This window comes from Rhodococcus spelaei (assembly GCF_006704125.1).
GTDB lineage: Bacteria > Actinomycetota > Actinomycetes > Mycobacteriales > Mycobacteriaceae > Rhodococcus_G > Rhodococcus_G spelaei.
This window is the reverse complement of record NZ_VIGH01000001.1, coordinates 835,930-859,992: the sequence shown is the minus strand read 5'-3', so window position 1 is coordinate 859,992 and position 24,063 is coordinate 835,930. Positions and strand designations below refer to the sequence as shown.

Below are 24,063 nucleotides of genomic sequence, written 5' to 3'. Positions count from 1 at the left end.
AGGTCTCCTGTCGGTGTAGTGGGTGTCTAAGCAGCTCCACTTCACGACAGGAGACCTTCGCTGTTCAACGACCAGCTACAGCGTGTCGTCGCAATCTCTCAACCAACCTGCCTGGGCAGTACACCTAGCTCAGCCGAGCAGACGGGTGTCGAGGAACGCGGAGTAGGGGTCGGGAGCGAGGGTGAGCTGTCACTCGACGTGCCCCGAGTTGCTGTCCTCCTCCTGCTGCGCCGCCCGGAGCCTGGCGACTTCCGCCTCGACCTCGACCAGCCTGCGATTCAGGGCCTGGATGCTGGCCATGCAGACGCCGTTGGCGTCGACCAGAGCGATGGTGCGGTCCGACGAACCGAGCCCGAAGGTCGCGGCGAAGTCCTGCGCCATCGGGCCCATGTGCCGAACCGAATCGTGGTCGAACCGGTAGGTCCACACGCTCACCGGCAGCGTCGCCAGGCGCTCGAGCACTTCGTTCGCGCCGACCGGAATCGGCCGCCCGCCCCGCACGCCCCGACGGTGGGTCGTGTGTGATCGCAGCCATTCGAACGGGTGCTGTGCAACCGAGGATGTCTTGGTGTTCCTTTCCTCCCGGTCGGTGTCGATCCGCCGGCCGGGAACGGTGGACCGATCCGCCATGACGGATCAGCGGGTGAGAGGACGGATGTGATGCTTGGCCGATGCGTCGCTGATCAGGATTCCGACGCCGGCCCCGAGCAATCCGAGACCGATCCCTGCTGCCGCGCCTGCCAGGCCAATTGCGAGTCCGAGCATGACTCCTCCATAGCTCGTCGAGTCGATTGCCGGGGGCGACCTCGACGTGGGGCAGCCCCACGTGGGTTTACCCCTTCCACGGTCGTCTTCGGCCAGTGGGAAAGCAACAGTCCGGGCGATCGAGTTCGTCTCGACGGGCGCCCGCTCGCACCGATGCGGTCGCCCCCAGGTTCGTCTGATACAGATACCGCATGAAACGCATCACGCTTGCCGCGGTGGCACTCGCCACCGTCTCCCTGTTCGCCGCCGGTTGCGGGTCCGATTCCGACACCACGTCCGCACCGACGAGCGCCGCAGCGACGTCCGAAGCCACCGATCTCGGGGCCGCGACCGACGCTGCGACCACAGGCGACACCTACACCGACACGTGCAACGGAGTCCTCAACTACGTCAAGACGCTGCAGGCGTCCGGGTTGACCGACGGCGCGAACTCGCCGCAGGCCATCGGCGAGGAGTTCGTCAACCTTGCGAAGACCGCACCGGACTGGGCGTCGAAGTCCGACAAGGACAAGGCCGACTTCGAGCGCGGCGTCACCGCCGGCGTCGCAGGCAAGTGCTGACCTGATCCGAGATCCCCCGGACGCCCCGCCCGACCACGTGTCCGGCGGGGCGTTCGTCGTGGAGCCCCCTGTCAGGATTGAACTGACGACCTTTCGCTTACAAGGCGAGTGCTCTACCACTGAGCTAAGGAGGCGTACAAAGCGCGCCCATCATATCCGCATGCCCCAGTGGTCGGAAAACCGAGGGATCGTCCTCCCCGCCGCGGTCAGGGCCGCGGCCCCTCGCCGTCACTCGCCCGGACTCCGGGATGGTTGGCTCTGATGTTCTCCGCCGCCAGCGCGACCGTCCGGTCGATCCGGCGCCGGCGGGTCTCGGACTTCTTCGCCGTCGCGATCCATTCGAGGATCAGCCGCTTCGACGACGGCGGGAACTTCTCGAAGTTCGTGCGTGCCAGATCGTTTCGGTCCAGCGGCTCGCGCAGATCGTCGGGCAGCGCCGAGTCGTCGGCCACGACCTGCCAGGTGCCCCTGGTCTTCGCCAGGTCGATCACGGCCTGACCACGCTCGGTCATCAGGCCCAGCTCGATCATGTTCGCGGCCCGGTCCCGATTGACCCGGCTCCAGCTGCTCCGCGGGCCGCGTGGGGTGAATCGGAGCCGGGAGCTGTCGGCGTCGTGCTTGCGGTGGAGGCCGTCGATCCAGCCGTAACACAGGGCGTGCTCGATCGCCTCGTGGTAGCGCACGCTCGCGGTGCCACTGTCCTTGTGGTGGATGATCAGCCAGATCTCCTTCTCGGACTGGCCGTTCCGCTCCAGCCAGTCGCGCCAGTCGGCGGTGGTGAGCGCGGCGACGGCGTTCGCCTCGACGGTGCTCATCTCACGCCTCCTTCGAGGCGAGGACGTCGAGGTAGTGCTGGTTGTACATCACGCCGAGGACGTTCCCGAACGGGTCGACGACGGAGGCGGTGACGAACCCGGGGCCACGCTCGACCGGCTTGTCGTGCACGGTGGCCCCGAGGGCCAGCAGCCGCTCGAAGGTGGCCTCCGCGTCGTCCACGTGCCAGTAGGTCACCTGACCGGCGGCCTGCTCCGACGCGGCGTGGGGGGCGAACCGGCTGTCGATGATGCCGAGCTCGTGCTGGTAGTCGCCGATGCGGAACTCGACGTACGCGGTCGCGCCCTCGACCTCGCGGACGAAGTACGGCGGGGTGCCGAGCACCTCGGTGTACCAGGCCTGGGCCGCCGCGACATCGTCGGCGAAGAAGCTGACGGTGGTGAGTCCTCGCAACATTGGTGGTTCCTTCCGTCGTTCGGTTGGTGTGAAACCCATCCTCCGCCTCAAAGTGCTCATCAAGTGAGCACTTTGTTTGAGAAACTGGAAACATGCGCGCAGACCGACTCGTAGCCACCCTCCTGCTCATGCAGGCCCGCGGCCGGGTGACCGCCGCCCAGCTCGCGGACGAACTCGAGGTGTCCGTCGCCACCGCCCGCCGCGACCTGGAGGCACTGTCCGCCGCGGGCATCCCGGTGTACCCACAGGCCGGACGCGGCGGCGGCTGGTCACTCGTCGGCGGCGCCCGCACGGACCTGTCCGGCCTGTCGGCGACGGAAGCACAGGCCCTGTTCCTGCTCGTCGGTCCGGCCGCCGCGGTGTCGGGCGAAGCCAAGGCCGCGTTGCGCAAACTCGTGCAGGCGCTGCCGCAGACGTTCCGGGCCGAGGCGGAGGCCGCCGCCAGCGCCACCATGATCGACCCGACCCGGTGGGGCGAGCGCGATCGACCTCGGCCGGAACGGGTGGACCTGTTGCAGGCGGCGGTGATCCGTCGACGGAAAGTGCGTCTGACCTATGTCAACGGCGCGAGGGAGCGCAGTGAACGCCTGGTCGACCCGTGGGGCCTGGTCGACAAGGACGACGTCTGGTACCTGATCGCCGGCACCGAACGCGGCCGGCGAACCTTTCGCGTCGACCGCATCGTCAGGGCGGAGCCGACCGACGAGCCAGCCGAGCGCCCAGACGATTTCATGCTCGCCGAGGCCTGGGAGGAGGTGGTCGGGAAGATGGAGGAGCGGCGCTCGACCACCTGGGCGACCGTACTCATCGAACCACGGTTCCTGCAGATCCTGCGCGACCACTTCGGCCGACACTGCCTCACCGACGGGGAGTCTGACGACGGCCGGGCCAGGGTCCGCCTCGCCGCGCCGACCGCGCTGGACATCGCACGCAACCTCGCCGGTTGGGGCGCGGATGTGGAGGTGGTCGAACCGCAGGCCGTGCGCGGCGAATTGGCGCGAATCGGTACCGAGCTCGCCGGTCGCTACGGCGACGGGCACTGACCGCCGACCCCGATCCTCTCTCCGCCTCACCCGGCGCCCTGAAACGGATTAGCGTGGCAGTCATGAGTACCTCCGAGATCGCCACGGTCCTCGCGTGGCACGACGCGCTGAACGACTCCGACATCGACACGCTGCTGGCGCTGTCCAGCGACGACGTCGAGATCGGCGACCACACCGGCGCCAGCCAGGGCCTGACCACGCTGCGCGAGTGGGCCACGACCTCCGGGTTGACCCTGAATCCCGGCCGGATGTTCGTCCACCACGGCGTCGTGGTGGTCGAGGAGCAGGCCACCGCCGAGGGCCAGACCACGACCGGCGCGGTGGCCTTCCGTGTCGTGGACGACCAGGTCACCTCCGTATTCCGGCACGAGTCGCTCGAATCTGCCTTCTCGGCAACCGATCTCAGCGAGAAGGACGCGGTCTCCTGACGTGTCGAGGTGGCGCGGCGCAGTCACCTCGCTGAACAAACTCATCGGCGAGCAGCGCGCGATGGTCGACGCTCCGACCGCCGCGCCGACACCGCTGCAGCCGATCGACCTCACCGACGACGCCCGGGTCGCCGAGGTGCTCGACATCGCGGTGCGGTCGGGTGAGGTGCTGCTGGCCTCGGGCACCTCGGCCATCGACACCACCAACCAGGTGTTGTTCGTCGCCGCGTCCTACGGGCTGGCCCGCTGCGACGTCGACGTCACCTACAACGCGATCCGCATCAGCGCGCACCGCGGCCCCACCATGCCACCGGCGACGAGCATGCGGGTGGTGCACTACCGGTCACTGGATTTCACCCGGCTCGCCGCCGTCGACCGGCTCACCCGGCGGCTGCGAACCGAGGCGCTCGGACCGGACGAGGCGCTCGGCGCGATCACCGCCATCACCCACGCCCCGCACCCGTACAACCGCTGGACCGCGACCTTCGCCTGGGCGGCGATGGCCGCGTCGGCATCGGTGTTGCTGGGCGGAAACTGGCTGGTGGCGATCATCAGCTTCCTCACCACCATGGTGATCGACCGCGTCAACCGCCGACTCAACCGGATCGGCCTGCCGTTCTTCTTCCAGCAGGTCACCGGCGGCCTGATCGCGGCCGCGCCGGCCGGCGTGCTCTACACCTTCCGGGACCAGCTCGGCATCGACGTCAAACCCTCGCTGGTCATCGCGGCGGGCGTCATCGTGCTGCTGTCCGGACTGTCGCTGGTCGGCTCGGTGCAGGATGCGATCACCGGCGCGCCGGTCACGGCCGTCGCGCGGTTCTTCGAGGTCCTCATGATGACGGGCGGGATCATCGCGGGCGTCGCGATCTCGCTGCGGATCGCGGCGGCTGTCGGGTCGACCCTGCCCGTGACAGTGCCGCCCGGCATCTCCCCCGCCCTCACCCAGATCCCGGTGCAGGTCGTCGCGGGCGCGTTCACGTCGTTGTTCTTCGCGGTCGCCTGCTACGCGGAGAAGCGTGCCCTGACCGCGGCCGGACTCGGCGGTGCGGCCGGAATCCTGGTGTACTACCTGGTCCTGAGCGCGCACATCGGGCCCGTGATCGGTTCGGCGGTCGCCGCGACGGTGGTCGGGTTCGTCGGCGGCCTGATGGCCCGACGGGCGCTGACCCCACCGCAGGTCGTCGCGGTCGCGGGCATCACGCCGCTACTGCCCGGTCTGGCCCTGTACCGCGGCCTGTACGCGCTGCTCAACGACCAACTGCTGGACGGGCTCGGCGCACTGCTGTCCGCCCTCGGCATCGGTGTGGCGCTCGCCGCGGGTGTCACGCTCGGCGAATGGACCGCGCGCACCCTCCGGCGGCCGCGGATGCTCCGGAAAACAGACGCGCTCCGGCGTCCGATTCTGCGTCACCGCAGAACGGACCCGGAGCGGGTCGTTCGAAAGGGCAGGTCCTAGCCGTTGCCGGCGGCCTTGTCCTTCTCCATCGCCTCACGCAGGCTCTTGGGCCGCATGTCGGTCCAGTTCTTCTCTACGTACTCAACGCACGCCTGGCGGCTGTCCTCGCCGAATACCACACGCCAACCCTGCGGCACCTCGGAGAAGGTCGGCCACAGCGAGTGCTGGTCCTCGTCATTGACGAGAACGTAGAAGCGACCGTCTTCGTCGTCAAAGGGATTGGTGCTCATCTGGCCTCGCTTGTCGCAAACTCGTTCTTCGAACTATCCACCGCTGTGGAAGCCTCGACAATATCAACAACATGCCAGCCGGATCGGTTAACCAGCACTGAAGTGAGAATCTCGCCGGCCCGGACCGCGACGTTGGACAGCAGCGAGGCGGTGAGCCCGTGCGTCTTCTCGGTGCCGCCCTGCAGGTAGATGCCGCCCCGAATGTCTGGAGCGGTCACCAAGCGGTAGTCGCGTTCGACCTCGGTCGCGACGCCGTCCGCCGGGGCGAGGTCGCCGATCAGGGTGCCGAGCGGTGTCGGAGTGAACCCGGTCGCCAGCACCACGGCGTCGCACATCAGGGTGTCGGTGAGCCCGTCCAGATTGCTGCGGACGCTGACCTCGATGCCGTCCGGCCCGTCGGCGACGGACTCGATCTCCGAGGCACGGCGCATGAAGAGACGGCGAGTTCCGCGCACCATCTCCTGGTACTCGGTCGTGTACAGCTCGTTGATCAGCTCGATGTCGACGACCGAGTAGTTGGTGCTGCGGTGCAACGACAGCAGGCGTTCGCGCTCCTCGCGGTCCGCGCCGTGCAGTTCGTCGACGGTGCCCGGGTCGAAGATCCGGTTCGCGTAGGGGCTGTCGTCGGCGGGGCTGTACCCGTAGCGCGCGAAGACGCTGTGCACCTCGGCCTGCGGGAAGTTGCGGTGCAGGTACTGGACGACCTCCGCCGCGCTCTGGCCGGCTCCGAGGACGACGAAGCGCTGGTGCCGCACCTCGGGCAGTTCCTCGATCCGGAAGAGGAACTGGTGATTGTGGAAGCACCGCGGCGACGGCGTCGCCCACTCCGGGATGCGCTCGCGCAGGCCTGCTCCGACCGCGATGTTGCGGGCCCGGGAGACCTGCCCGTCCGCCGTCGCGACCTCGAACTCGTCCACGACGCCGCCCGGCCCGCGCACGCCGGTCACGCCGGTGACCGGCGAGCCGTAACGGACGTCGGCCTCCACCCGGCCCGCGGCCCACTGCAGGTAGTCGTTGAACTCGTGGCGGGTCGGGAAGAAGGTCTGATGGTTGACGAAGTCCACCAACCGGCCCCGGTCGAACAGGTACGAGAAGAAGCTGAACGTGCTTGCCGGGTTCCGGAAGGTCACAAGATCCTTGGGGAACGCGATCTGCATGGTGGCGCCGTCGAGGAGCATGCCCGGATGCCAGACGAACCGCTCCTGGCGTTCGATGAACCGCGCGGAGATTCGGGCGTCGGGTGCGCAGGTGGCGTTGTGTTCCTCGATGGCGATGGCCAGTGCGAGGTTCGACGGGCCGAAGCCGACGCCGACGATGTCCAGCACCTCGTCCGTGCGTGTCGATTCCATGACAGTCATCCATCCTCGCCGGAGGGACCGGCGGCCGCGGTGCTCGTTACTGACAATGCTCGGGGTCCGACACTGGGCCCGCGCCGGATAGTAGCGCAGCCTATCCTAATTATGTTGATCGCCACGGTCACCGACCGACCTGCCCGAGTCGCCGACCCTCGTTCTCGCACACCGACACCAGCACCACGCACAGTCGCTCGGCCAACTCCTGCACCCGCTCCGACTCCAGCGCGTCGGCGCGGTAGCCCAGGAACGCATGCACCGGCCCCGGACCGACGGGCTCGTAGAAGCTCAGGGTCAGGTCGGAGACGGGTGCGCCGACCGGGACCGGGAGCAGACCCCCGAACACCCCGTCGACCGCGCCGAGCCGGGCCTGCTCGTGGTGCACGATCGTCACCTGCGGACGTAGCACCTCGCCGCCGAGATCGATTGCCACATCGTCGAATCCGATGTCCTGGTGCTCGAGCGCAGCGAGATTCGACTCACGTACCCGCGCCAGCAACTCGGCGAAGGTGGGGTCCCCGGAGGTGTCGGTGCGCAGCACGACAGTGTCGGCGAAGCAGCCGATCAGCCCCGACAACGCCTCCTCCGGCCTGCCCGCGACCAGGGCGCCGATCGGGAGATCCTCGCCCGCACCGGTTTCCGTCAAGACGGCCGCCAGCACGGATTGCAGCACCATGAACATCGAGGTCCCGGTCCGTCGGGCCAGGGCGTCGATGTCCTCGTGGAGTCGCTCGTCGATGGGCAACGCGACCACGTCGCCGCGCGGCGCACCGCCGGGCCGCTCCCCCGGCAGCACGATGCGCTCGGGCAGCCCCGCCAGCCGATCCCGCCAGTAGCCGAGTTCGGTTGCGTACCTGCTCGACTCGTCCGACGGATCACCGAGCACCTCCGCCGACCACGCCACGTAGTCGGCGTAGCCCACCGGCAGCACCGGTAGCTCGGGTTCGGCCCCCTCGACGCGGGCCGTGTACGCCGCGAGCAGCTCACCGAGCAGCGGCACGACCGACCACTCGTCGACGGCGAGGTAGTGCATCACCAGCAGCAGCGTCTGTTCGCCGTCTGCACCGTCGACCAGGTACACCCGCAGGGGCGCGTGCTCGTCCAGGTCCATCGGACGCTGTGCGAGCTGGTAGACCAACGCCCGCAGGTCCGCGTCGCCGGCGTCGAGGAACTCGACCTCCGGCGCGGGCACGGCGCGAGCGGTGACCTCAGGAGCGGAGCCTGCGGAGCGACCAGTTGCGCAGCCGTCCAGCTCGACGAATCCGGTACGCAGCGGTTCGTGCCGGGCCACCACGTCGGCCAGCGCCGCCGTCAGGGCCGCGACGTCGAGCCGCCGGCCCGGGTACAGCGACAGCGCGTGACTCGCGGCCGCGGAGTTTCGGTAGTGTCGCCACTGCCTGCGCTGCGACGGCGACAACGGCACGCCGCCTTCGCTTCTCGGTGTCGGCACCAGCAGCGGACGCTCCGCGGCGCCGGTCCGTTCGGTCAGCGCGGCGAGTTCGGCGACGGTCGGCGAGTCGAACACCTCGCGGATGCTCAGCTGCGCCCCGAGCCGGGCACGCACCCGTCCGACCAACTGCATCGAGGCCATCGAGTGACCGCCGAGCTCGAAGAAGTTGTCGTGCACGCCGACCGAGGGCAGGTGCAGGATCTCTGCGAACAGCTCCGCGAGCATGCGCTCGCGGTCCGTGCGCGGTGCGACGTCGCCGGTCAGTTCCGCCCAGTCCGGGGCGGGCAGCGCCTTGCGGTCCAGCTTCCCGTTCGGGGTCAACGGCAGCGGACCGTCGAGCGTGATCACCACACTCGGCACCATGTAGTCGGGCAGTGACGCGGCCACGTGCGCGCGCACCGAGGCGGGGTCCACGACGGCACCGGCGACGGGCACCACGTACCCGATCAGTCGGGCGATGCCGCCGTCCCGATCGGCGATCACGGTGGCCTGGTTGACCTCCGGGTGGTCGGCCAGCGCGGCGACGATCTCGCCTAGCTCGATCCGGAAGCCACGGATCTTCACCTGGTCGTCGACGCGACCGAGGAAGTCGACGTTCCCATCGGCTCGCCAGCGCGCCAGGTCGCCTGTGCGGTACATCCGCCCGGGACCGAACGGGTTGGCGACGAACCGGCCTGCAGTCAGCCCCGGCTTCCCGAGGTAGCCCCGGGCCAGGCCACGGCCGGCGATGTACAGCTCGCCCGCCACGCCGACCGGGACGGGCCGCAGCCGGGCGTCGAGCACGAACGCCTGCTCGTTGGGGTCGGGGATGCCGATCGGCACCGCCTGGTTCCAGCCGGGCTGCGCCTGCCACAGCGTGTTGTTCACCGTGGCCTCGGTGAGGCCGTAGGCGGCAAGCAGATTCAGCCGCTCGGCCCACCGCCCGATCAGGTCCGGCGGCACGGTTTCGGTTCCGACCAGCACCGTGCAGCCCTCGGGGACGTCGCAGCCCGGGGGCAGTGCGGCCATCAACGACGGCGGGATGATCGCGTGCGTCACCGCGTGCTCGTGCATGAAGTCGGTCAGTTCCGGTCCCGCCACGCGGGAGTGGTCCGGCACGATCACCAACCGCGACCCGGTGCACAGCGCCATCGACAACTCGAACACCGCGACGTCGAAACCGACCGAAGCGAACTGCATCACCACCGAGCCCTGCGTCAGCCGCATCCGGTCCTCGGCGGTGGCGACCAGGCTCGAGATGCCCTCGTGCGAGACCACAACGCCCTTCGGCCTGCCCGTGGAACCGGAGGTGTAGATGACGTAGGCGGCGTGGTCGATCCCCGCCGGGACCCGTCGGTCCGGCGCGACCGCCGCGTCCAGCTCGGTGACCGTGCCGGGCTCGTCGAGCAGCACCCGGGTCAGGCCCGGTACCGTCGCGATCCGCTCGGCTTCGGCGAGAGTGCTCAGCAGCACCGCCGCGGCGGAATCGGTGAGCATGTAGGAGATCCGGTCCGCGGGATGGTTCAGGTCGAGCGGGAGGTACGCCGCACCCAGCTTCAGCACCGCCAACACCGAGGCCACCATGTCCACCGACCGCGGAACGGCAAGGGCCACCACCGATTCGGCACCGACGCCCCGGCTCGCCAACGCCGCGGCAATCCGATCGGAGCGCTGGTCGAGCTGGGCGTAGGTCGCGCGAGCGCCCTCGTCCACCACGGCCACCGCATCGGGGGTGGCCCGTACCCAGCGCGCGAACGACTCGTCCAGGGTCTCCTCGGGCACCACCCGCTCGGTGTCGTTGAATGCCACCAGGACCCGATCCCGCTCACCCGGCAGGAAGACGTCGACGGCACTCACCGGGGACTCCGGGTCCCGCGCGACCGCGTCGAGCAGGGCGAGTTGCCTGCGGGCGACGGCGTCCGCCGTGGACCGGTCGAACAGGTCCGCACCGTACTCGAGCCGCAGCCCGATCCGGTCCTCGTGCAGGTACTCGGTGAAGTTGAACACCAGGTCGAACTTCGCGGTGCGCTCCTGCAGCGGCACCGCTTCGAGCGTCAGGTCACCCAGCTCGGTGAGATCGGCAGTGCGACTGTGGTACCCGACCATCACCTGGAACAGCGGGTTGCGAGCGAGCGAGCGCGCCGGGTTCAGTCGCTCCACCACCGACTCGAACGGCACGTCCGCGTTCGCGAACGCCGCGAGGTCCAGTTCCCGCACCCGGTCGAGCAGCTCGGCGAAGGTCGGGTTCCCGGACACGTCGGTGCGCAAGACCAGGATGTTGACGAAGAACCCGACCAGGTCGTCGAGCCCCTCCTCGGTGCGACCGGCGATCGGCGCGCCCAACGGCAGGTCGTCACCGGCTCCGAGCCGCGTGAGCAACGCGGCCGCCGCGGCGTGCAACACCATGAACATGCTCGCGCCCCGCTCGGCGGCGATCGTCCGAAGACCCGCGGTGGTAGACGGGTCGAGGTCGAACTCGACCGCCCCGCCCGCGAAGCTCGGCCGCGCCGGCCGGGCGCGGTCGGTGGGCAGCACCAGCTCCTCCGGCGCCCCGCTCAGCAGCGACTCCCAGTACGAGAGCTGCTTGCTCAGCACGGATTCCGGATCGGCGTGGTCGCCGAGCAGGTCACGCTGCCAGAGCGTGTAGTCCGCGTACTGGACCGCCAGCGGCTCCCACTGCGGGGCCTGCCCGCCCTTGCGCGAGGCGTACGCGACCATCAGGTCGCGCAGGAACGGCCGGTCCGACCATTCGTCGGTGGCGATGTGGTGCAGCACCAGCGCGAGCACCTGGTCACGCTCACCCAGCCGGATCACGGTGCCACGCACCGGGATCTCACGAGTCAGGTCGAACGGCCGCAGCACGGCGCCGCGGACCAGGTCCGCGATCTCGTCCTCGGTGCCGTCGACCACCGACAACTCGGGGGTTGCCGAGTCGAGGATCCGCTGCGCCGGAACGCCGTCGGTCTCGGTGAACACGGTGCGCAGGGACTCGTGCCTGCCGACCACGTCGGCGAGCGCGGTGGCGAACACGGCCGCGTCGAGCTCGCCCCGCATTCGCAGCACGATCGGGAAGTTGTAGGCAGCCGACTGCCCCTCGATCTGCTGGATCAGCCAGAGTCGTTGCTGGGCAGTGGACAGCGGCAGCACTTCAGGTCGCACCGCCGCCGCCAGCGCGGGCCGGATCGCACCGGCACCGCCCCGTACCCGCTCCGCGAGCTCCGCCACCGTGGGTGCCTCGAACAGGTCCCGCATCGACAGTTCGGTCGCCAGCGCCGACCGGGCCCGGCTGATCAGCCGGGTCGCCAGCAGCGAATGCCCACCCAGGTCGAAGAAGCTGTCCTCGACGCCGATGCCGGTCACGTCGAGCAATTCGCCGAACAGCGCACACAGCGCTTCCTCGACGTGGTCCGCGGGCCCGCGCGAGCCGCCGCCCACCGTGTCCGGGACCGGCGGCAACGCGCGGACGTCGAGCTTGCCGTTGACGGTCATCGGCAGCGACTCGGTCGTCACGAAGGCGCTCGGCACCATGTACTCCGGCAGGGATGCGCGCAGCGCCTGTGCGCGCTCCTTACCCCAGTTGGGGTGCACAGCGCTCACGGTCCCGGAAGGCACCACGTACGCGACCAGGCGCTTGACGCCGCCCGGGCCGGGAGCCGCGATCACCGCACACTGCCGCACACCGTCGAGACCGGCCAACACCGACTCGATCTCACCGAGCTCGATTCGGTGGCCACGGATCTTCACCTGGTCGTCGGTGCGGCCGAGGTAGTCGATGTGGCCGTCGGCCCCGCGACGCACGAGGTCACCCGTGCGGTACATACGACCACCGGGTTCGAACGGGTCCGCGACGAACCGCTCCGCGGTCAGACCGAAACGGTCCAGGTAGCCACGGGCCAGACCGATGCCCGCGATGTACAGCTCGCCCGGAACCCCGGCCGGCACCGGCCGCAGCCAGCCGTCGAGGATGTGCGCCCGGGTGTTCCAGATGGGTGTGCCGACAGTCGGGGTGGCCGAGTCGCCGGTACTCGCTCCCAGGGTGTTGATGGTGTACTCGGTCGGGCCGTACAGGTTGTAGCCGAACGTCCCGTCGGTGTCGCGCAAGCGGTTCCACACCGAATCGGGCACCGCCTCGCCGCCGAGCAGGACCAGCGGCGGACGGTGCTCCCCCGGTCCGTCGTCGAGCAGTCCCTCCTCGAACAGGTGCTGCGCATAGGTCGGCGTCACGTTGACGACGTCGACCCGGTGGGTGTTGCAGTACGCGACCAGTGCCTCCGCGTCGCGGCGCAGGTGCTCGTCGCAGATATGCACCTCGTGGCCCTCGACGAGCCAGAGCAGCTCCTCCCAGGACATGTCGAAGGCGAACGAGACGGTGTGCGCGATCCGCAGCCGGCGACCGCCGGTCATCGAAATGGTCGGGTCGAAGATCTCGGCGCGGTGGTTGAACTGCATGTTGGTCAGGCCGCGGTACCCGGTGACGACGCCCTTCGGCTTGCCGGTCGACCCCGAGGTGTAGATGACGTACGCCGGGTGGTCGAGCCGACCCGGCGTGCCGGGGGCGAAGCCGCCCAGCTCCTCGTCGGTCAACGGACCGGTGGCGTGACCCGCTGCGGTGTCGTCGAGAAGCACGGTGGCACCGTCGAATCCGTCGAATGTCTCGCGGACCTCACGGGTGGTCACCAGCACCACCGGCCTGGCGTCGTCGAGCATCCCGAGCAGCCGCTCGGCGGGATGGTCCAGCTCGAGCGGAAGGTACGCGGACCCGGTGCGCAGCACCGCGAACAGCGCCACCACCATCTCCACCGACCGCGGCAGTCCCAGCGCGACGATGCGTTCCGGACCGGCACCGTGGGCCAGCAGCAGTCGGGCCGCGGCGTTGATCCGGCCGTCGAGCTCCAGGTAGGTCACCTGCCGCTCGCCGAAGACCAACGCGACCTCGTCCGGGGTACGCCTGGCGGCCTCCGCGAACAGGTCGGCGATCGTCGCCTCGGGCAGCGCCCGCTCGGCCGACCCGACCGACAACGCGGCCCTCTCCGCCGGCAGGGACAGGTCGAGAGAGCCGACCGCTGTGCTGACGTCGTCGGCGAATCCCTCGAGCAGAGCGACGAATCGGGCGAGCATCGCCTCGACCGTCTCGGAGTCGAGGCGTTCGGGGCGGAACTCGAACTTGACCCGCATCCGCGTACCGGGGGTCACCACGACCGTCAGCGGGTAGTGAGTGTGGTCGACGCTGTCTCCGCCGCTGATGTCGTGCGCGTCGTTCAGCGCCGACACCTGGTTCTCGTCGACGAAGTTCTGCAGCACGTACAGCACGTCGAAGAGTTGCCGGTGCTCGGACTCGCGCTGGATCGTCGCCAATCCCAGGTAGTCGTGCGGCATCAGGCCGAGACGCTCGGACTGGCTGCGACGCAACAGTTCCGCGACCGTCTCGGACGGCCGGAGGGTGGCCCGGACCGGAACGGTGTTGAGGAACAGTCCCGCGACCGTGTCGAGGCCCTCGACCTCCGGCGGCCTGCCGGCCACGGTGGTACCGAACACCACGTCGGCCCGCCCGGTCTGGGTACCGAGCACCAGCGCCAGGGCCCCACTGAGCAGTGCGTTGAGGGTCACCCCGGTGTCGGCGGCACGGGCGCGCAGTCGCTCACCGAGGTCCACCGACAACACCGCGTCCCGACGGTCGGGCGCCACCGGCTCGCCGGGCACCGCGGTCCCGACCAGGGTGGGCTCGTCGAGTCCGGCGAGCGCCTCACGCCACCGGGCGCGGCCCTCGTCCGCGTCGCGGCCCGCGAGCCACCCCAGGTATTCCTCGAATCTGCCTGCAACGGCGGGGAAGCCACTGTCGTCGCCGCCAGACTCGTAGAGCGCGAGCAGCTGACTGACCACGATGCCGTTCGACCACCCGTCCCACAGCAGGAACTGGCGGTTGACCACGAGACGGTCGCGGTCGTCGTCGAGCCGGATCACCATCGCCCGCCACAGCGGCGGCGCCGCGAGGTCGAACGGGGTGATCCGGTCGGTGGCCATCAGCTCGGCGGCATGCGTCTCCCGCTCGGCCGGCTCGAGTTCACGGAGGTCGAACTCGACGATGGGAACGGCGAGGTCCGCGGTGACGAACTGCACCGGCGCGCCGAGTCCCTCGCTGACGAATCCGGCACGCAGCGTGGGGTTTCGACGCTGCAATGTGCGCAACGCCCGGTCCAGCCGGTCCACGTCGAGGTGGTGCTCGAAGTCCAGCGAGAACTGGGCGGTGTAGATGTCGGCGCCAACATCGAAGGTTGCCTGGAAGTACAGGCCCTCCTGCAGCGGCGAGAGCGGCCACACCGCCTCGACTCCGGCCGGGGACAGCACACCGATCCGGTCCAGTTCGGGTTGGGTGAGCGCCACCAGTGGCACGTCCGACGGAGTCAGCTCGCCGGGTCCGTCGTGGCGGGCCGCGGCCGAGACGAGTTCGCGCACAGCCTGTGCCCAGCCCCGGCTCAGGGCCTCGCCGTCGGCCTCTGTCAGACCCAAGTCGGATCGGCCGAACACCGCGGTCAACACGGGCCCGTCGGACGTGTCCTCGCAGAGCGCGTTGACGATCAGGCGATAGGGCCCACCCATGTCGGCGTCGGGATCCGTTGACAACGCGTCGGTCTCGGGTGCCGGAGTCCACGCGGCCGCGTCGCCGAGGTCGGCCGACGGCATCCTGCCGAGATAGTTGAACAGGATCTGCGACTGTTCGCGGACACCGAGCGGACCGGCGGTGCGCGCATTGGCGTAGCGCAGCATCCCGTAGCCGATCCCACCGTCCGGGGCGGCGCGCAGCCGCTCCTTGACGTCCTTGAGCTCAGACAGCGGGTCCTGCCCCGGACGGAGCCGGACCGGGCTGATGCTGGTGAACCAGCCGACCGTGCGGGACAGGTCGACGCCCGGGGTCAACTCCTCGCGGCCGTGCCGTTCCAGGTCGACGAGCAGGTCCGACTCGGCGCGACCGGTCTCGTGGTGCCAGCGGGTGACGGCGATCCGCAGCGCGGTGAGCAGCACGTCGGTGACGTCGGCATGCGCCATCGCGGGCACGGTGGTCAGGACGGCGAGGCTGTCGTCGACCGACAGCGAGACTCGGTGCTGGGCCCCGCTTCCGACGGTCGCCGGGCCGGTCGCCTCCGGTACCAGTGCGGCGCCCGGCCGCGTGGTCTCCGTCCAGTGGTCGAGCTCGGCGATCCGCCTCCGCCGCGCCGCGTCCTCGGCGACGATCGCCGAGTAGCCGCGCAGCGACGTCTGCACCGGGTCGAGTGCGGGTACCTGTTCGGAGGACACCGCCACGTAGGCCATCGCGAGGTCCTCGAGCAGGATTCGCCAGGACACGCCGTCGACGACGAGGTGGTGCGCGACGACCAGCAACCGGCCCGCCGCGTCGGGTCCCAGGTCGAACCACACGGCCTGCACCATCACGCCCGCCGCGGGGGAAAGTCGGGCGGTCGCGGCCTCGGACTGCTCGGTGACGATGCGCCGCAGCGCCTCCGGGTCCGGGGCGGTGACGACGGTCAGCACCGCGTCCGCGGAAACCGTGCCGGCGGCCGTGGTCTCGGTGGTCCACACACCCGGTGCGTGCCGGGTCAGTCGGGACCGCAGGCCGTCGTGATGGTCGAGCACGGCCTGCAGCGCCGCCGTCACGGCACCCACGTCGGCCCCGGTCGGGGTGTGCAGCAGCATGGCCTGGTTGAACCTGTCGGTGCCGCCGGACCACTCGGAGAGACGGTGCACCACGGGCAGCGGCACGACCTCGCCGACACCGTCGACCACGGGTGCGGCGTGATTCGCGGATTCGACCCCGTCCGAGTCGGTTTCACCGACGAGGCGAGCAATCGCCGCCGGTGTACGCAGCTCGAAGATCTGTCGCGGGGTCAGCGTGATGCCGTCCCGGCGCGCCAGGTTCACCAGCCGGATCGCCAGGATGCTGTCGCCACCGAGGGTGAAGAAGTCGTCGTCGATGCCGACCCGATCGAGTCCGAGGACCTCCGCGAACTGCGTCGCCAGCCGACCCTCGGCGCCCGTGCCCGCCGCCCGGTCCGACACCGCGGCCGCGAAGTCGGGTGCGGGCAGTGCCTTGCGGTCCAGCTTTCCGCTCGGGGTCAGCGGGAGGGCGTCGAGTTCGACGAACGCGCTCGGAACCATGTGCGCCGGCAGCGAGGCACGCAGTGCCTGTGAGTACTTCTGGTCCGCATGAGGCCCAGAAGTACTCACAGGCCCGGAGGGCACCAAGTAGGCGACGAGCTGCTGGCGGCCGGGGAGGTCCTCACGCACCACGACGGCGGCGCGCGCGACGGTCGGGTCGGCGAGCAGCGCGGTCTCGACCTCCCCGAGCTCGATCCGGAACCCGTGCAGCTTCACCTGGTCGTCGGCGCGGCCGACGTACTCCAGTTCGCTGTCCACGCAGCGGACCAGGTCGCCGGTGCGGTACATCCGTTCCCCCGCGACGAACGGGTCGGCGACGAAACGGTCCGCCGTCAGCGCGGCGCGGCCGAGGTAGCCGCGGGCCAACTGCGGCCCCGACAGGTACAGCTCGCCCTCCGACCCCGGCGGCACCAGGTTCAGGTACTGGTCGAGCACGTAGAGCCGGGTGGCCGCGACCGGCGACCCGATCGGCACGGTCGTCGCCTCCGGCAGCAACGCCTGGGCACCGAAGAAGTAGCTGACCTCGACTGCGGCCTCGGTCGGCCCGTACAGGTTGTCCAGCCGCACCCCGGGGAGCACCTCGGCGAACCGGCGGGCGGAGGTCACCGGAAGCGCCTCACCCGAGCAGGCGACCAGTTCGAGCGAACCGCACTGCGCGGCCGCAGGTTCGGCGAGGAACAGTTCGAGCATCGACGGCACGAAGTGCGCCCGGCTGATGCCGCGATCGGCGATCAACCGCGCGAGGTAGGCCGGATCGCGATGCCCACCCGGCTCGGCCAGCACCACCGTGGCGCCCGCGATCAGCGGACCGAAGAACTCCGGAACCGAGACGTCGAAGCTCGACGGCGTCTTCTGCAGCACCCGGTCGCCCTCCACGAGCGGGTTCTCCGACTGCATCCACAGCAGCCGGTTGACCACGCCGCGGTGCGGTACCAGCACGCCCTTCGGCCTGCCGGTGGAGCCGGAGGTGTAGATGAGATACACGGAGTTGGCCGCCACCGCGGCGACGCACGCCGACTGTGACCCCGAATCAGCCTGCGGCTCGGACAGATCCACCGTCAACTGCGGAACGGCGGTGTCGATGAGCGTCCCGTCCGTGAGCACACACACGGGTGCGGCGTCGGCGAGCATGTACGACAACCGCTCGGCCGGGTAGTCCAGGTCCAGCGGCAGGTAGGCCCCGCCCGCCTTGCCGACCGCCAGCAGCGCGACCATCAGCTCGAGCGACCGCCCGAGCGCGATGGCGACCACCGACTCGGGTCCGACGCCCCGCTCGACGAGGCTGCGCGCCAACCGGTTCGCCCGCGCGTGCATCTGCCGATAGGTCAGCGACCGGTCACCGAATTCCACCGCGACGGCGTCCGGCGTACGGACCGCCTGCTCGTCGAGCAGGTCGGTGAGCGTGCGCGATTCGACCGGACCCGCGGACGCCGCCCAGCCGGCCTCCAACTGCTCGCGCTCCAGGTCGGAGACCAGTGCCAGGCCGGAGATCGGCTTGTCGCCGCCCGCCAACAGCTCGCCGAGGAAGGCGGCCATGCCGGTCGCGAGGGAGGTCGCGGTCGCCGAATCGACCACGGACGTCTGGCACTTCACCTCGAGGCGCAGCTCGTCGCCCGGCGCGACGATCAGCGTGACGGGGTACGGGGGGTTCTCCTCGAAGGTGATTCCGGTGATCTCGAGCCGGCCGCTGGGATCCGCGACCGCACCCTCACCGATCGGATAGTTCTCGAACACGACGAGGGTGTCGAACAGTTCCTGCAGCCCGGTCAGGCGGCGCAACTCGCTCAGCCCGAGGTACTGGTGGTCCAGCAGCATCGACTGCTCGTCCTGCCAGCGCGCCAGCGCGGAGACCGCCGACTCCTCCGGCCGGAACCGCAGCCGCGCCGGGACCGTGTTGATGAACAGCCCGACCATCGACTCGATGCCCCGCAGGTCGCCGCCGCGACCGGACACGGTCGAACCGAAGAGCACGTCGCTGCGGCGGGTGAGGCGCCCCAGCAGCAGACCCCAGGTGCCGTGCACGATCGTGCTCAGAGTCAGGCCGTGCGATCGGCCGAACGCGGCCAGGGCCGCGGTCCGGTCGGCAGAGAGTGTGACGGTCACGTCGGCGACGGCGGCGGGGCCGACGGGCTCGCCGCTGCTCACCCCGGTCGGCTCGGCAACGTCGGCGAGTGCCGCCCGCCACACCTCGAGCGAGGCCTCGCGGTCGCGGGAACCCAACCAGCCCAGGTAGTTCCGGTACGGCTCCGGCGCCGGCAGCACGGGCGCGACCGCGGCGGGGGCGTACAACGCCATCAGCTCGCGCAGCATCACCGGCACCGACCATCCGTCGGCGACGATGTGGTGGATCGACTGGAGCAGCCGGTGCTCAGGAGGCACATCCCCCGTCGCTCCGCTCAGCGTGACCAGGACGTACCGCACCAGTGGCGCACGCTCCAGGTCGAATCCGCGGGCTCGCTCCTCGTCGAGGATTCGTCGGATACGGCCCTGAGCCTCGTCCGGGTCGAGTCCGCTCAGGTCGACGTGCCCCATCGGCACGGGCACCGAGTGGGCGACGGCCTGCACCACCCGACCGTCGGAGAGCGCGTGCAGTCCGGTGCGCAGCGCCGCGTGTCGATCGACCAGCGTCTGCAGCGCGCTCGCCAGCGCGGCCGGCTCGACCGGCCCGGTCAGCTCGATGATCTGCTGCACCACATACGGATCGGGCCGCTGGTCCTCGAACGCGCTGTGGAAGTAGATGCCCTCCTGCAGCGGCGTCATCGCGAGCACGTCCTCGAGGCCCGGCACCGCGACCTCGAGTTGGTCCACGTCGGCCTGTGACAGTCGCGCGGACGGGAAGTCGGACGGGGTGGCCCCGCCGAGGTGGGCGGTGGCGGCGAGTGCGGTCAGCGCCGCCGTCCACTCCCGCGAGAGCGCCTCGACGCGGTCGAGGTGCAGGACCCCGGGCGCCCAGCTGATGGTGGTGCGCAGTGTCGGTCCGTCCGGACCCTCCTCGGCGACGGCGTCGATCTCGATCGCATGCCGCATCGGGGCGTCGGGGTCCGCGGCACCGGCCATCGCCTCGGGCAGCCAGTCGGCGCCGCCCGCCGTGACGCGGCCCAGGTAGTTGAACAGGACCTGCGGATCGGCAGCCAGGGTCAGGTCTGCCCCGGAGTCGGTGAGGTATCGCAGGGCGCCGTAGCCGATCCCGTTGCCCGGCACGCCGCGCAGCTGTTCCTTGACGGCCTTGAGCGCGGCCGCGAGGGCTGCGGGATCCCGGTGGTCGGGGCGCCCGGCCTCGAGACGGACGGGGTAGAGGCTGGTGAACCAGCCGACGGTCCGACCGAGGTCCACCGGCCGTCCGGCCGAGTCTTCCTCGCGGCCGTGCCCCTCGAGATCGACGACCACCGCATCGAGGCCGTCCCACGCCGCCAGTGCGGCTGCGAGCGCGGTCAGCAGTACGTCGTTGACGTGGCCACCGAAGGCGGCGGGCACCGACGACAGCAGTGGCCCGGTCAGCTTCGGCGGGAGATCTACTGTCATCGACTCCGCCGCGCCGCACACGTCGAGCGCGGGATCGAGTGCGCGCGTGCCCAACTGCGCGACGTCTGGAAGCGCGACCGACCTCCAGTGGTCGAGCTCGTGGTCGAAGGCGCCCGCCCGGGCGCGCTCGACGAGCAGCTGCGACCACCGTCGCAGCGAGGTGCCCGTGGGTGCCAGGTCGACAGGAGTCCCTGCCATCGCGGCCGATCCCGCCCGCGCCAGGTCCTCGAGCAGGACCCGCCAGGACACCCCGTCGACGACGAGGTGGTTGACCACCAGCAGCAGCCGACCGGACCCGCGGTCACCGCCGTCGAACCAGACCGCCTGGAGCATCACACCGGCGTCCGGATCGAGCCGCGCTGCGGCGGACGATGTTTCGCGTGAAACCACCTCGTCGATCTCGCCGGCACCCGGAAGCGCGGTGGTACGCAACAGTTCCCCGGCGTCGGGCACGCCGGACTCGGTCACCTCGAGCAACCAGCGCTCACGTCGGTCCAACCGGGCGCGCAGCGCCGGGTGCCGATCGAGCAGGGCCGCCAACGCATCCCGGACCGCCGACTCGGTGAGCCCTGCCGGGGTGCGCACCAGCACCGACTGGTGGAACCGGGCGACCGCCTCGCCGGTCTCCTCGGCACGCGCGACGATCGGCGTCGCCGGGATCTCACCGAGCGGCTCGTCCGCGGCGTCCGGCAGGGCCGCCAGTTCGTCAGAGCCCCGGCTCTCCAGCTCGCGGGCGAGTGCGGCCACCGTGCGCAACGTGAACATGTCACGGGCACTGAGGCGCAGGCCGGCGGCCCGCGCGTGGTTGACCACCTGGATGGCCACGATGCTGTCGCCGCCGAGGGCGAAGAAGTCGTCGGTGACGCCGACCTCGCCGCAGCCGAGCACACCCGCCACGACGGTCGCCAGCGTGCGCTCCAGTTCGGTACGCGGCGCCAGCCCCGTGAGCCCGGCGCGCAGATCGGGTTCCGGCAGCGCGCGCCGGTCCAGCTTGCCGTTCGCGGTGAGTGGGAACTCGTCGAGAACCACCACCGCGGTCGGCACCATGTAGTCGGGCAGCTTGGTCGCGACCCAGTCGCGGACCGCTCCCCCGTCCAGTTCCTCGCCGTCGGACCGCACGTACGCGGCGAGGTACTTGGCGGCACCGTTCTCACGCACCAGCACCGCGCACTGCCGGACACCGGGATGCGTGGAGACCGCGGCCTCGACGTCCTCGAGCTCGAGCCGCATGCCCCGAATTTTCACCTGGTTGTCGGCACGGCCGACGAAGTCGAGGGTGCCGTCCTCCGACCAGCGTGCCAGGTCCCCGGTGCGGTAGAGGCGGGAACCATTGCTGCAGAACGGATTCGCAACGAAGCGGGAGGCGGTCAGCGCCGACGCGCCCACGTAGCCGCGGCCGAGCAGGTAGCCGCCGGCGTACAGTTCCCCGGCGATCCCGGGCGGCACCGGCCGCAGCAGCGAATCGAGTACGTACAGCTGGGTGTTCGGGTTCGGCCGGCCGATGGAGGTGGCGATCCGCTCCGCGTGCTCGCGGTAGATGACATGGGAGACACCGATGGTCGCCTCGGCGGGCCCGTAGCCGTGGTAGAGCGTGGTGCCGAGCCGGCTCCGGAACCTGTCGAACAGTTCCGGGGTGAGCACCTCGCCGCCGCACCAGACGTGCCGCAGCCCGGCCAGCGCGGCGGTGTCCTCGGCCAGGTCGAGCAGGACCGCGAGCATCGACGAGACCAGGTACACGAAGGTGACACGCTCGCGTTCGATCAGCTCGAGCAGGTAGTGCGGGTCGCGTTCACCACCGGCGTCCGCGACCACCAGTCGTCCGCCCGAAACCAGTGGCAGCAGAATCTCGTTCACGGAGATGTCGAACGACAGCGGCGCCTTGAACAGCGACGCGTCGTCCGCCCCGAAGCGCAGGACCTCCTCCACCTGCCAGAGCAGTCGCGCGCAGATCGCCTCGTGCCGGATCATCGCGCCCTTGGGCCTGCCGGTCGAACCGGAGGTGAAGATGACGTAGGCGAGTGACCTCCCGTCCAGCCGCGGGTCGACCGGGTCGCCGGACAGTGCGCCGTGCGCCCAGTCGCGGAGGTCGACGGACACCGCCGACTCCGGCCCGACCGGGACACCGCCCGGGCCGGTGAGCACCAGCCGGGCACCGGCGTCGGCGAGCACCTGCTCGCGGCGGTCGGTCGGCCAGGCCGGGTCCAGCGGCACGAAGGCCCCGCCCGCGGACATGATCGCCAACAGACCGACGACCATCTCCGCCGAGCGCGGCAACCCCACCGCGACAACCTCTTCCGGCTGCAGCCCGCATGCCGACAGGTGCCGGGCGAGCTGGTTGACCCGCAGGCCCAGTTCCCGGTACGTCAGCCGCGTGTCGCCGGCGACCAGCGCCTCCGCGTCCGGGGTGGCGGCGACCTGGGCGGCGAACAGTTCCGGCACGGTCCGTGAGGGCTGCGGGCCTGCGGTGTCGTTCCAGTCCACCAGCACCCGACGACGCTGCTCGGTGGACATCACGTCGAAACGCGAGAACGGCGCGTCCGGCTCGGCGGCGAGCTGTCCGAGGAACTCGGTGAGCTGCACTCGGTGCCGTTCGAGGTCGTCCTCGAGCCCCGCACCCACCCGCAGGTCGATCCGGATCGACTCGCCCTCCTGACCGCGCTGGACGGTGAAGTCGAGCTCGCCGATCGCGCCGGTGACCATGTCGCGAGCGAACGCAGGGCTGCCACCGAAGGTCATCGAGTGGTCGAACAGCACGATGTTGACGCCCGGGCCGAACACCCGCCTGGTCGGGTCCAACGCGCGCATCTCCCTGGCGAGATCCTCGCCCCGGTAGCGGCCGCGGCGGAGCAGGCCGATCAGTCCGCGGTCGATGTCCGCCGTCAGCGCGGCCAGCGTGCTGTCGCCGTCGACCTGCAGCCGCATCGGCAGGATCGTCGAGGCCATCGACGGCAGGTGCCGCAGCGCCCTGCCGGTGCGGCCGGTCAGCGGAACCGACAGCATGAGGTCGGACTGACCACTGACTCGGTGCAGGTAGCCGGCGATCATCGCGAACGGGATGCGGGTGCGCCGGATGCCCACGGCGTCGGCGAACCGGTACAGCCCGGCGACGGTCTCGGCGTCGAGTTCGACGCTCGCCTTGATCGGCGGCGCGACCGGATCCGGGGACGGCGACACCAGCACCGGAGGTTCGGGGGCGTCGGCCAGCCATTCCAACCAGTGGGCGCGATCGGCCTCGTAACGGCTCGAGGAGCGGTACGCGACGTCCGCGTCGATGGCGGTCTGCAGCGACCAGTCCCGCTCGTCGAACAGCAGGTCCGGATGTTCCTGCCTGCCGACGACCTCCTCGACCAGCAGCACGATCCCGTACCCGTCGATGACGCTGTGGTGGTATCGCTGGTGCCACCAGGTCAGTTCGTCGTCGATCCGCAGGATTGCCTGCGTGAACAGCGGCTCGTCGCTGTCGAGCTCGGCGACGGTCTGCATGTCCCGCTCGATCCAGGCCCGGGCCTCGGCCGCGGGATCGGGCCGGTCCCGCAGGTCGAGGACGTGCAGCGTCCATGCCTCGGGATCGAGCCGTTGCTGCCGGAGCACCTCGTCGGGCCCGACCGCGAACCGCACGTGCAACGCCTCGGCGCGGCGGATGGTCAAGTAGACGGACTCGACAGACCGGGCGATGTCGAGCGGGCCGTTCACCTCGACGGTCAGCGCGATGTTGTACGCGGGACTGTGCGGCGCCAACTGCTGGCCGACCCACACCTCGGACTGCGCGGCCGTGACGGGCAGCCAGCCGGCGAGGTCGCGCGAGGGTGCGGTCGAGTCGTGGAGGGATGCCATGCACGTCCGATCATCGTGCGCGGGGTGAGCCGCGCGCCGTCAGATTTCGGACCTTAGGATAGG

11 protein-coding genes and 1 tRNA gene are annotated in these 24,063 nt (G+C 70.3%); 4 read left to right on the top strand and 8 right to left on the bottom strand.

Translation table 11 applies throughout. The annotated features are described in order from the left end of the window. Nucleotides 1-189: 189 nt before the first annotated feature. A complete protein-coding gene (locus FK531_RS03870; protein ID WP_246097811.1) occupies nucleotides 190-501 on the bottom strand; it encodes a tail fiber domain-containing protein in 312 nt (103 codons plus the stop codon). Nucleotides 502-636: 135 nt separating this feature from the next. Next, nucleotides 637-765 (bottom strand): hypothetical protein, encoded by a 129-nt coding sequence (locus FK531_RS22840; protein ID WP_290367595.1) that lies wholly within the window; start codon nucleotides 763-765, stop codon nucleotides 637-639. A gap of 191 nt (nucleotides 766-956) precedes the next feature. On the opposite strand from FK531_RS22840, the gene FK531_RS03865 reads away from it, so the two are divergent. Further along, nucleotides 957-1,325 carry a hypothetical protein gene (locus FK531_RS03865; protein ID WP_142095271.1) on the top strand — a complete coding sequence of 123 codons (369 nt, stop codon included), beginning with the start codon at nucleotides 957-959 and terminating at the stop codon, nucleotides 1,323-1,325. A 59-nt stretch (nucleotides 1,326-1,384) separates the two neighbouring features. Here the strand turns inward: FK531_RS03865 and FK531_RS03860 are convergent. From FK531_RS03860 to FK531_RS03850, 3 genes are all read right to left on the bottom strand, one after another. After that, a tRNA-Thr gene (locus FK531_RS03860) sits at nucleotides 1,385-1,459 on the bottom strand. A gap of 72 nt (nucleotides 1,460-1,531) precedes the next feature. After that, entirely contained in the window at nucleotides 1,532-2,140 is a 609-nt protein-coding gene (locus FK531_RS03855; RefSeq protein WP_142095270.1) for a YdeI/OmpD-associated family protein, read from the bottom strand. Nucleotide 2,141: 1 nt separating this feature from the next. Next, nucleotides 2,142-2,555, bottom strand: a complete 414-nt coding sequence (locus tag FK531_RS03850) for a VOC family protein (RefSeq protein WP_142095269.1) — start codon at nucleotides 2,553-2,555, stop codon at nucleotides 2,142-2,144. A 92-nt stretch (nucleotides 2,556-2,647) separates the two neighbouring features. Between FK531_RS03850 and FK531_RS03845 the strand changes: the two genes are divergently transcribed. The 3 genes from FK531_RS03845 to FK531_RS03835 all read left to right on the top strand — a co-directional run bounded on the left by FK531_RS03845 (nucleotide 2,648) and on the right by FK531_RS03835 (nucleotide 5,482). Next, the gene (locus FK531_RS03845; protein WP_142095268.1) at nucleotides 2,648-3,598 is read left to right on the top strand and encodes a helix-turn-helix transcriptional regulator; all 951 of its coding nucleotides are present in this window, start codon (nucleotides 2,648-2,650) and stop codon (nucleotides 3,596-3,598) included. A 62-nt stretch (nucleotides 3,599-3,660) separates the two neighbouring features. Beyond that, entirely contained in the window at nucleotides 3,661-4,026 is a 366-nt protein-coding gene (locus FK531_RS03840; protein ID WP_142095267.1) for a nuclear transport factor 2 family protein, read from the top strand. Between the two features lie 61 nt (nucleotides 4,027-4,087). Then, nucleotides 4,088-5,482 carry a threonine/serine exporter family protein gene (locus tag FK531_RS03835; RefSeq protein ID WP_142095365.1) on the top strand — a complete coding sequence of 465 codons (1,395 nt, stop codon included), beginning with the start codon at nucleotides 4,088-4,090 and terminating at the stop codon, nucleotides 5,480-5,482. On the opposite strand, the gene FK531_RS03830 is transcribed toward FK531_RS03835, so the two are convergent. From FK531_RS03830 to FK531_RS03820, 3 genes are all read right to left on the bottom strand, one after another. Beyond that, nucleotides 5,479-5,712, bottom strand: coding sequence for an MbtH family protein (locus FK531_RS03830; RefSeq protein ID WP_007532125.1), 234 nt, complete (start codon nucleotides 5,710-5,712; stop codon nucleotides 5,479-5,481). The two genes, FK531_RS03835 and FK531_RS03830, sit on opposite strands and share 4 nt — an antisense overlap. After that, nucleotides 5,709-7,070 carry a lysine N(6)-hydroxylase/L-ornithine N(5)-oxygenase family protein gene (locus tag FK531_RS03825; RefSeq protein WP_142095266.1) on the bottom strand — a complete coding sequence of 454 codons (1,362 nt, stop codon included), beginning with the start codon at nucleotides 7,068-7,070 and terminating at the stop codon, nucleotides 5,709-5,711. The genes FK531_RS03830 and FK531_RS03825 overlap by 4 nt, the downstream gene beginning before the upstream one ends. Before the next feature lie 118 nt (nucleotides 7,071-7,188). Beyond that, a complete protein-coding gene (locus FK531_RS03820; protein ID WP_142095265.1) occupies nucleotides 7,189-24,000 on the bottom strand; it encodes a non-ribosomal peptide synthetase in 16,812 nt (5,603 codons plus the stop codon). Nucleotides 24,001-24,063: the final 63 nt, after the last annotated feature.

Bases quoted from the DNA above. Each gene is read 5' to 3' on its own strand.
- FK531_RS03825 (WP_142095266.1), bottom strand. From the start codon at position 7,070: ATGACTGTCATGGAATCGACACGCACGGACGAGGTGCTGGACATCGTC.
- FK531_RS03820 (WP_142095265.1), bottom strand. From the start codon at position 24,000: ATGGCATCCCTCCACGACTCGACCGCACCCTCGCGCGACCTCGCCGGC.
- FK531_RS22840 (WP_290367595.1), bottom strand. From the start codon at position 765: ATGCTCGGACTCGCAATTGGCCTGGCAGGCGCGGCAGCAGGGATCGGT.
- FK531_RS03830 (WP_007532125.1), bottom strand. From the start codon at position 5,712: ATGAGCACCAATCCCTTTGACGACGAAGACGGTCGCTTCTACGTTCTC.
- FK531_RS03835 (WP_142095365.1), top strand. From the start codon at position 4,088: ATGGTCGACGCTCCGACCGCCGCGCCGACACCGCTGCAGCCGATCGAC.
- FK531_RS03865 (WP_142095271.1), top strand. From the start codon at position 957: ATGAAACGCATCACGCTTGCCGCGGTGGCACTCGCCACCGTCTCCCTG.
- FK531_RS03845 (WP_142095268.1), top strand. From the start codon at position 2,648: ATGCGCGCAGACCGACTCGTAGCCACCCTCCTGCTCATGCAGGCCCGC.
- FK531_RS03840 (WP_142095267.1), top strand. From the start codon at position 3,661: ATGAGTACCTCCGAGATCGCCACGGTCCTCGCGTGGCACGACGCGCTG.
- FK531_RS03850 (WP_142095269.1), bottom strand. From the start codon at position 2,555: ATGTTGCGAGGACTCACCACCGTCAGCTTCTTCGCCGACGATGTCGCG.
- FK531_RS03855 (WP_142095270.1), bottom strand. From the start codon at position 2,140: ATGAGCACCGTCGAGGCGAACGCCGTCGCCGCGCTCACCACCGCCGAC.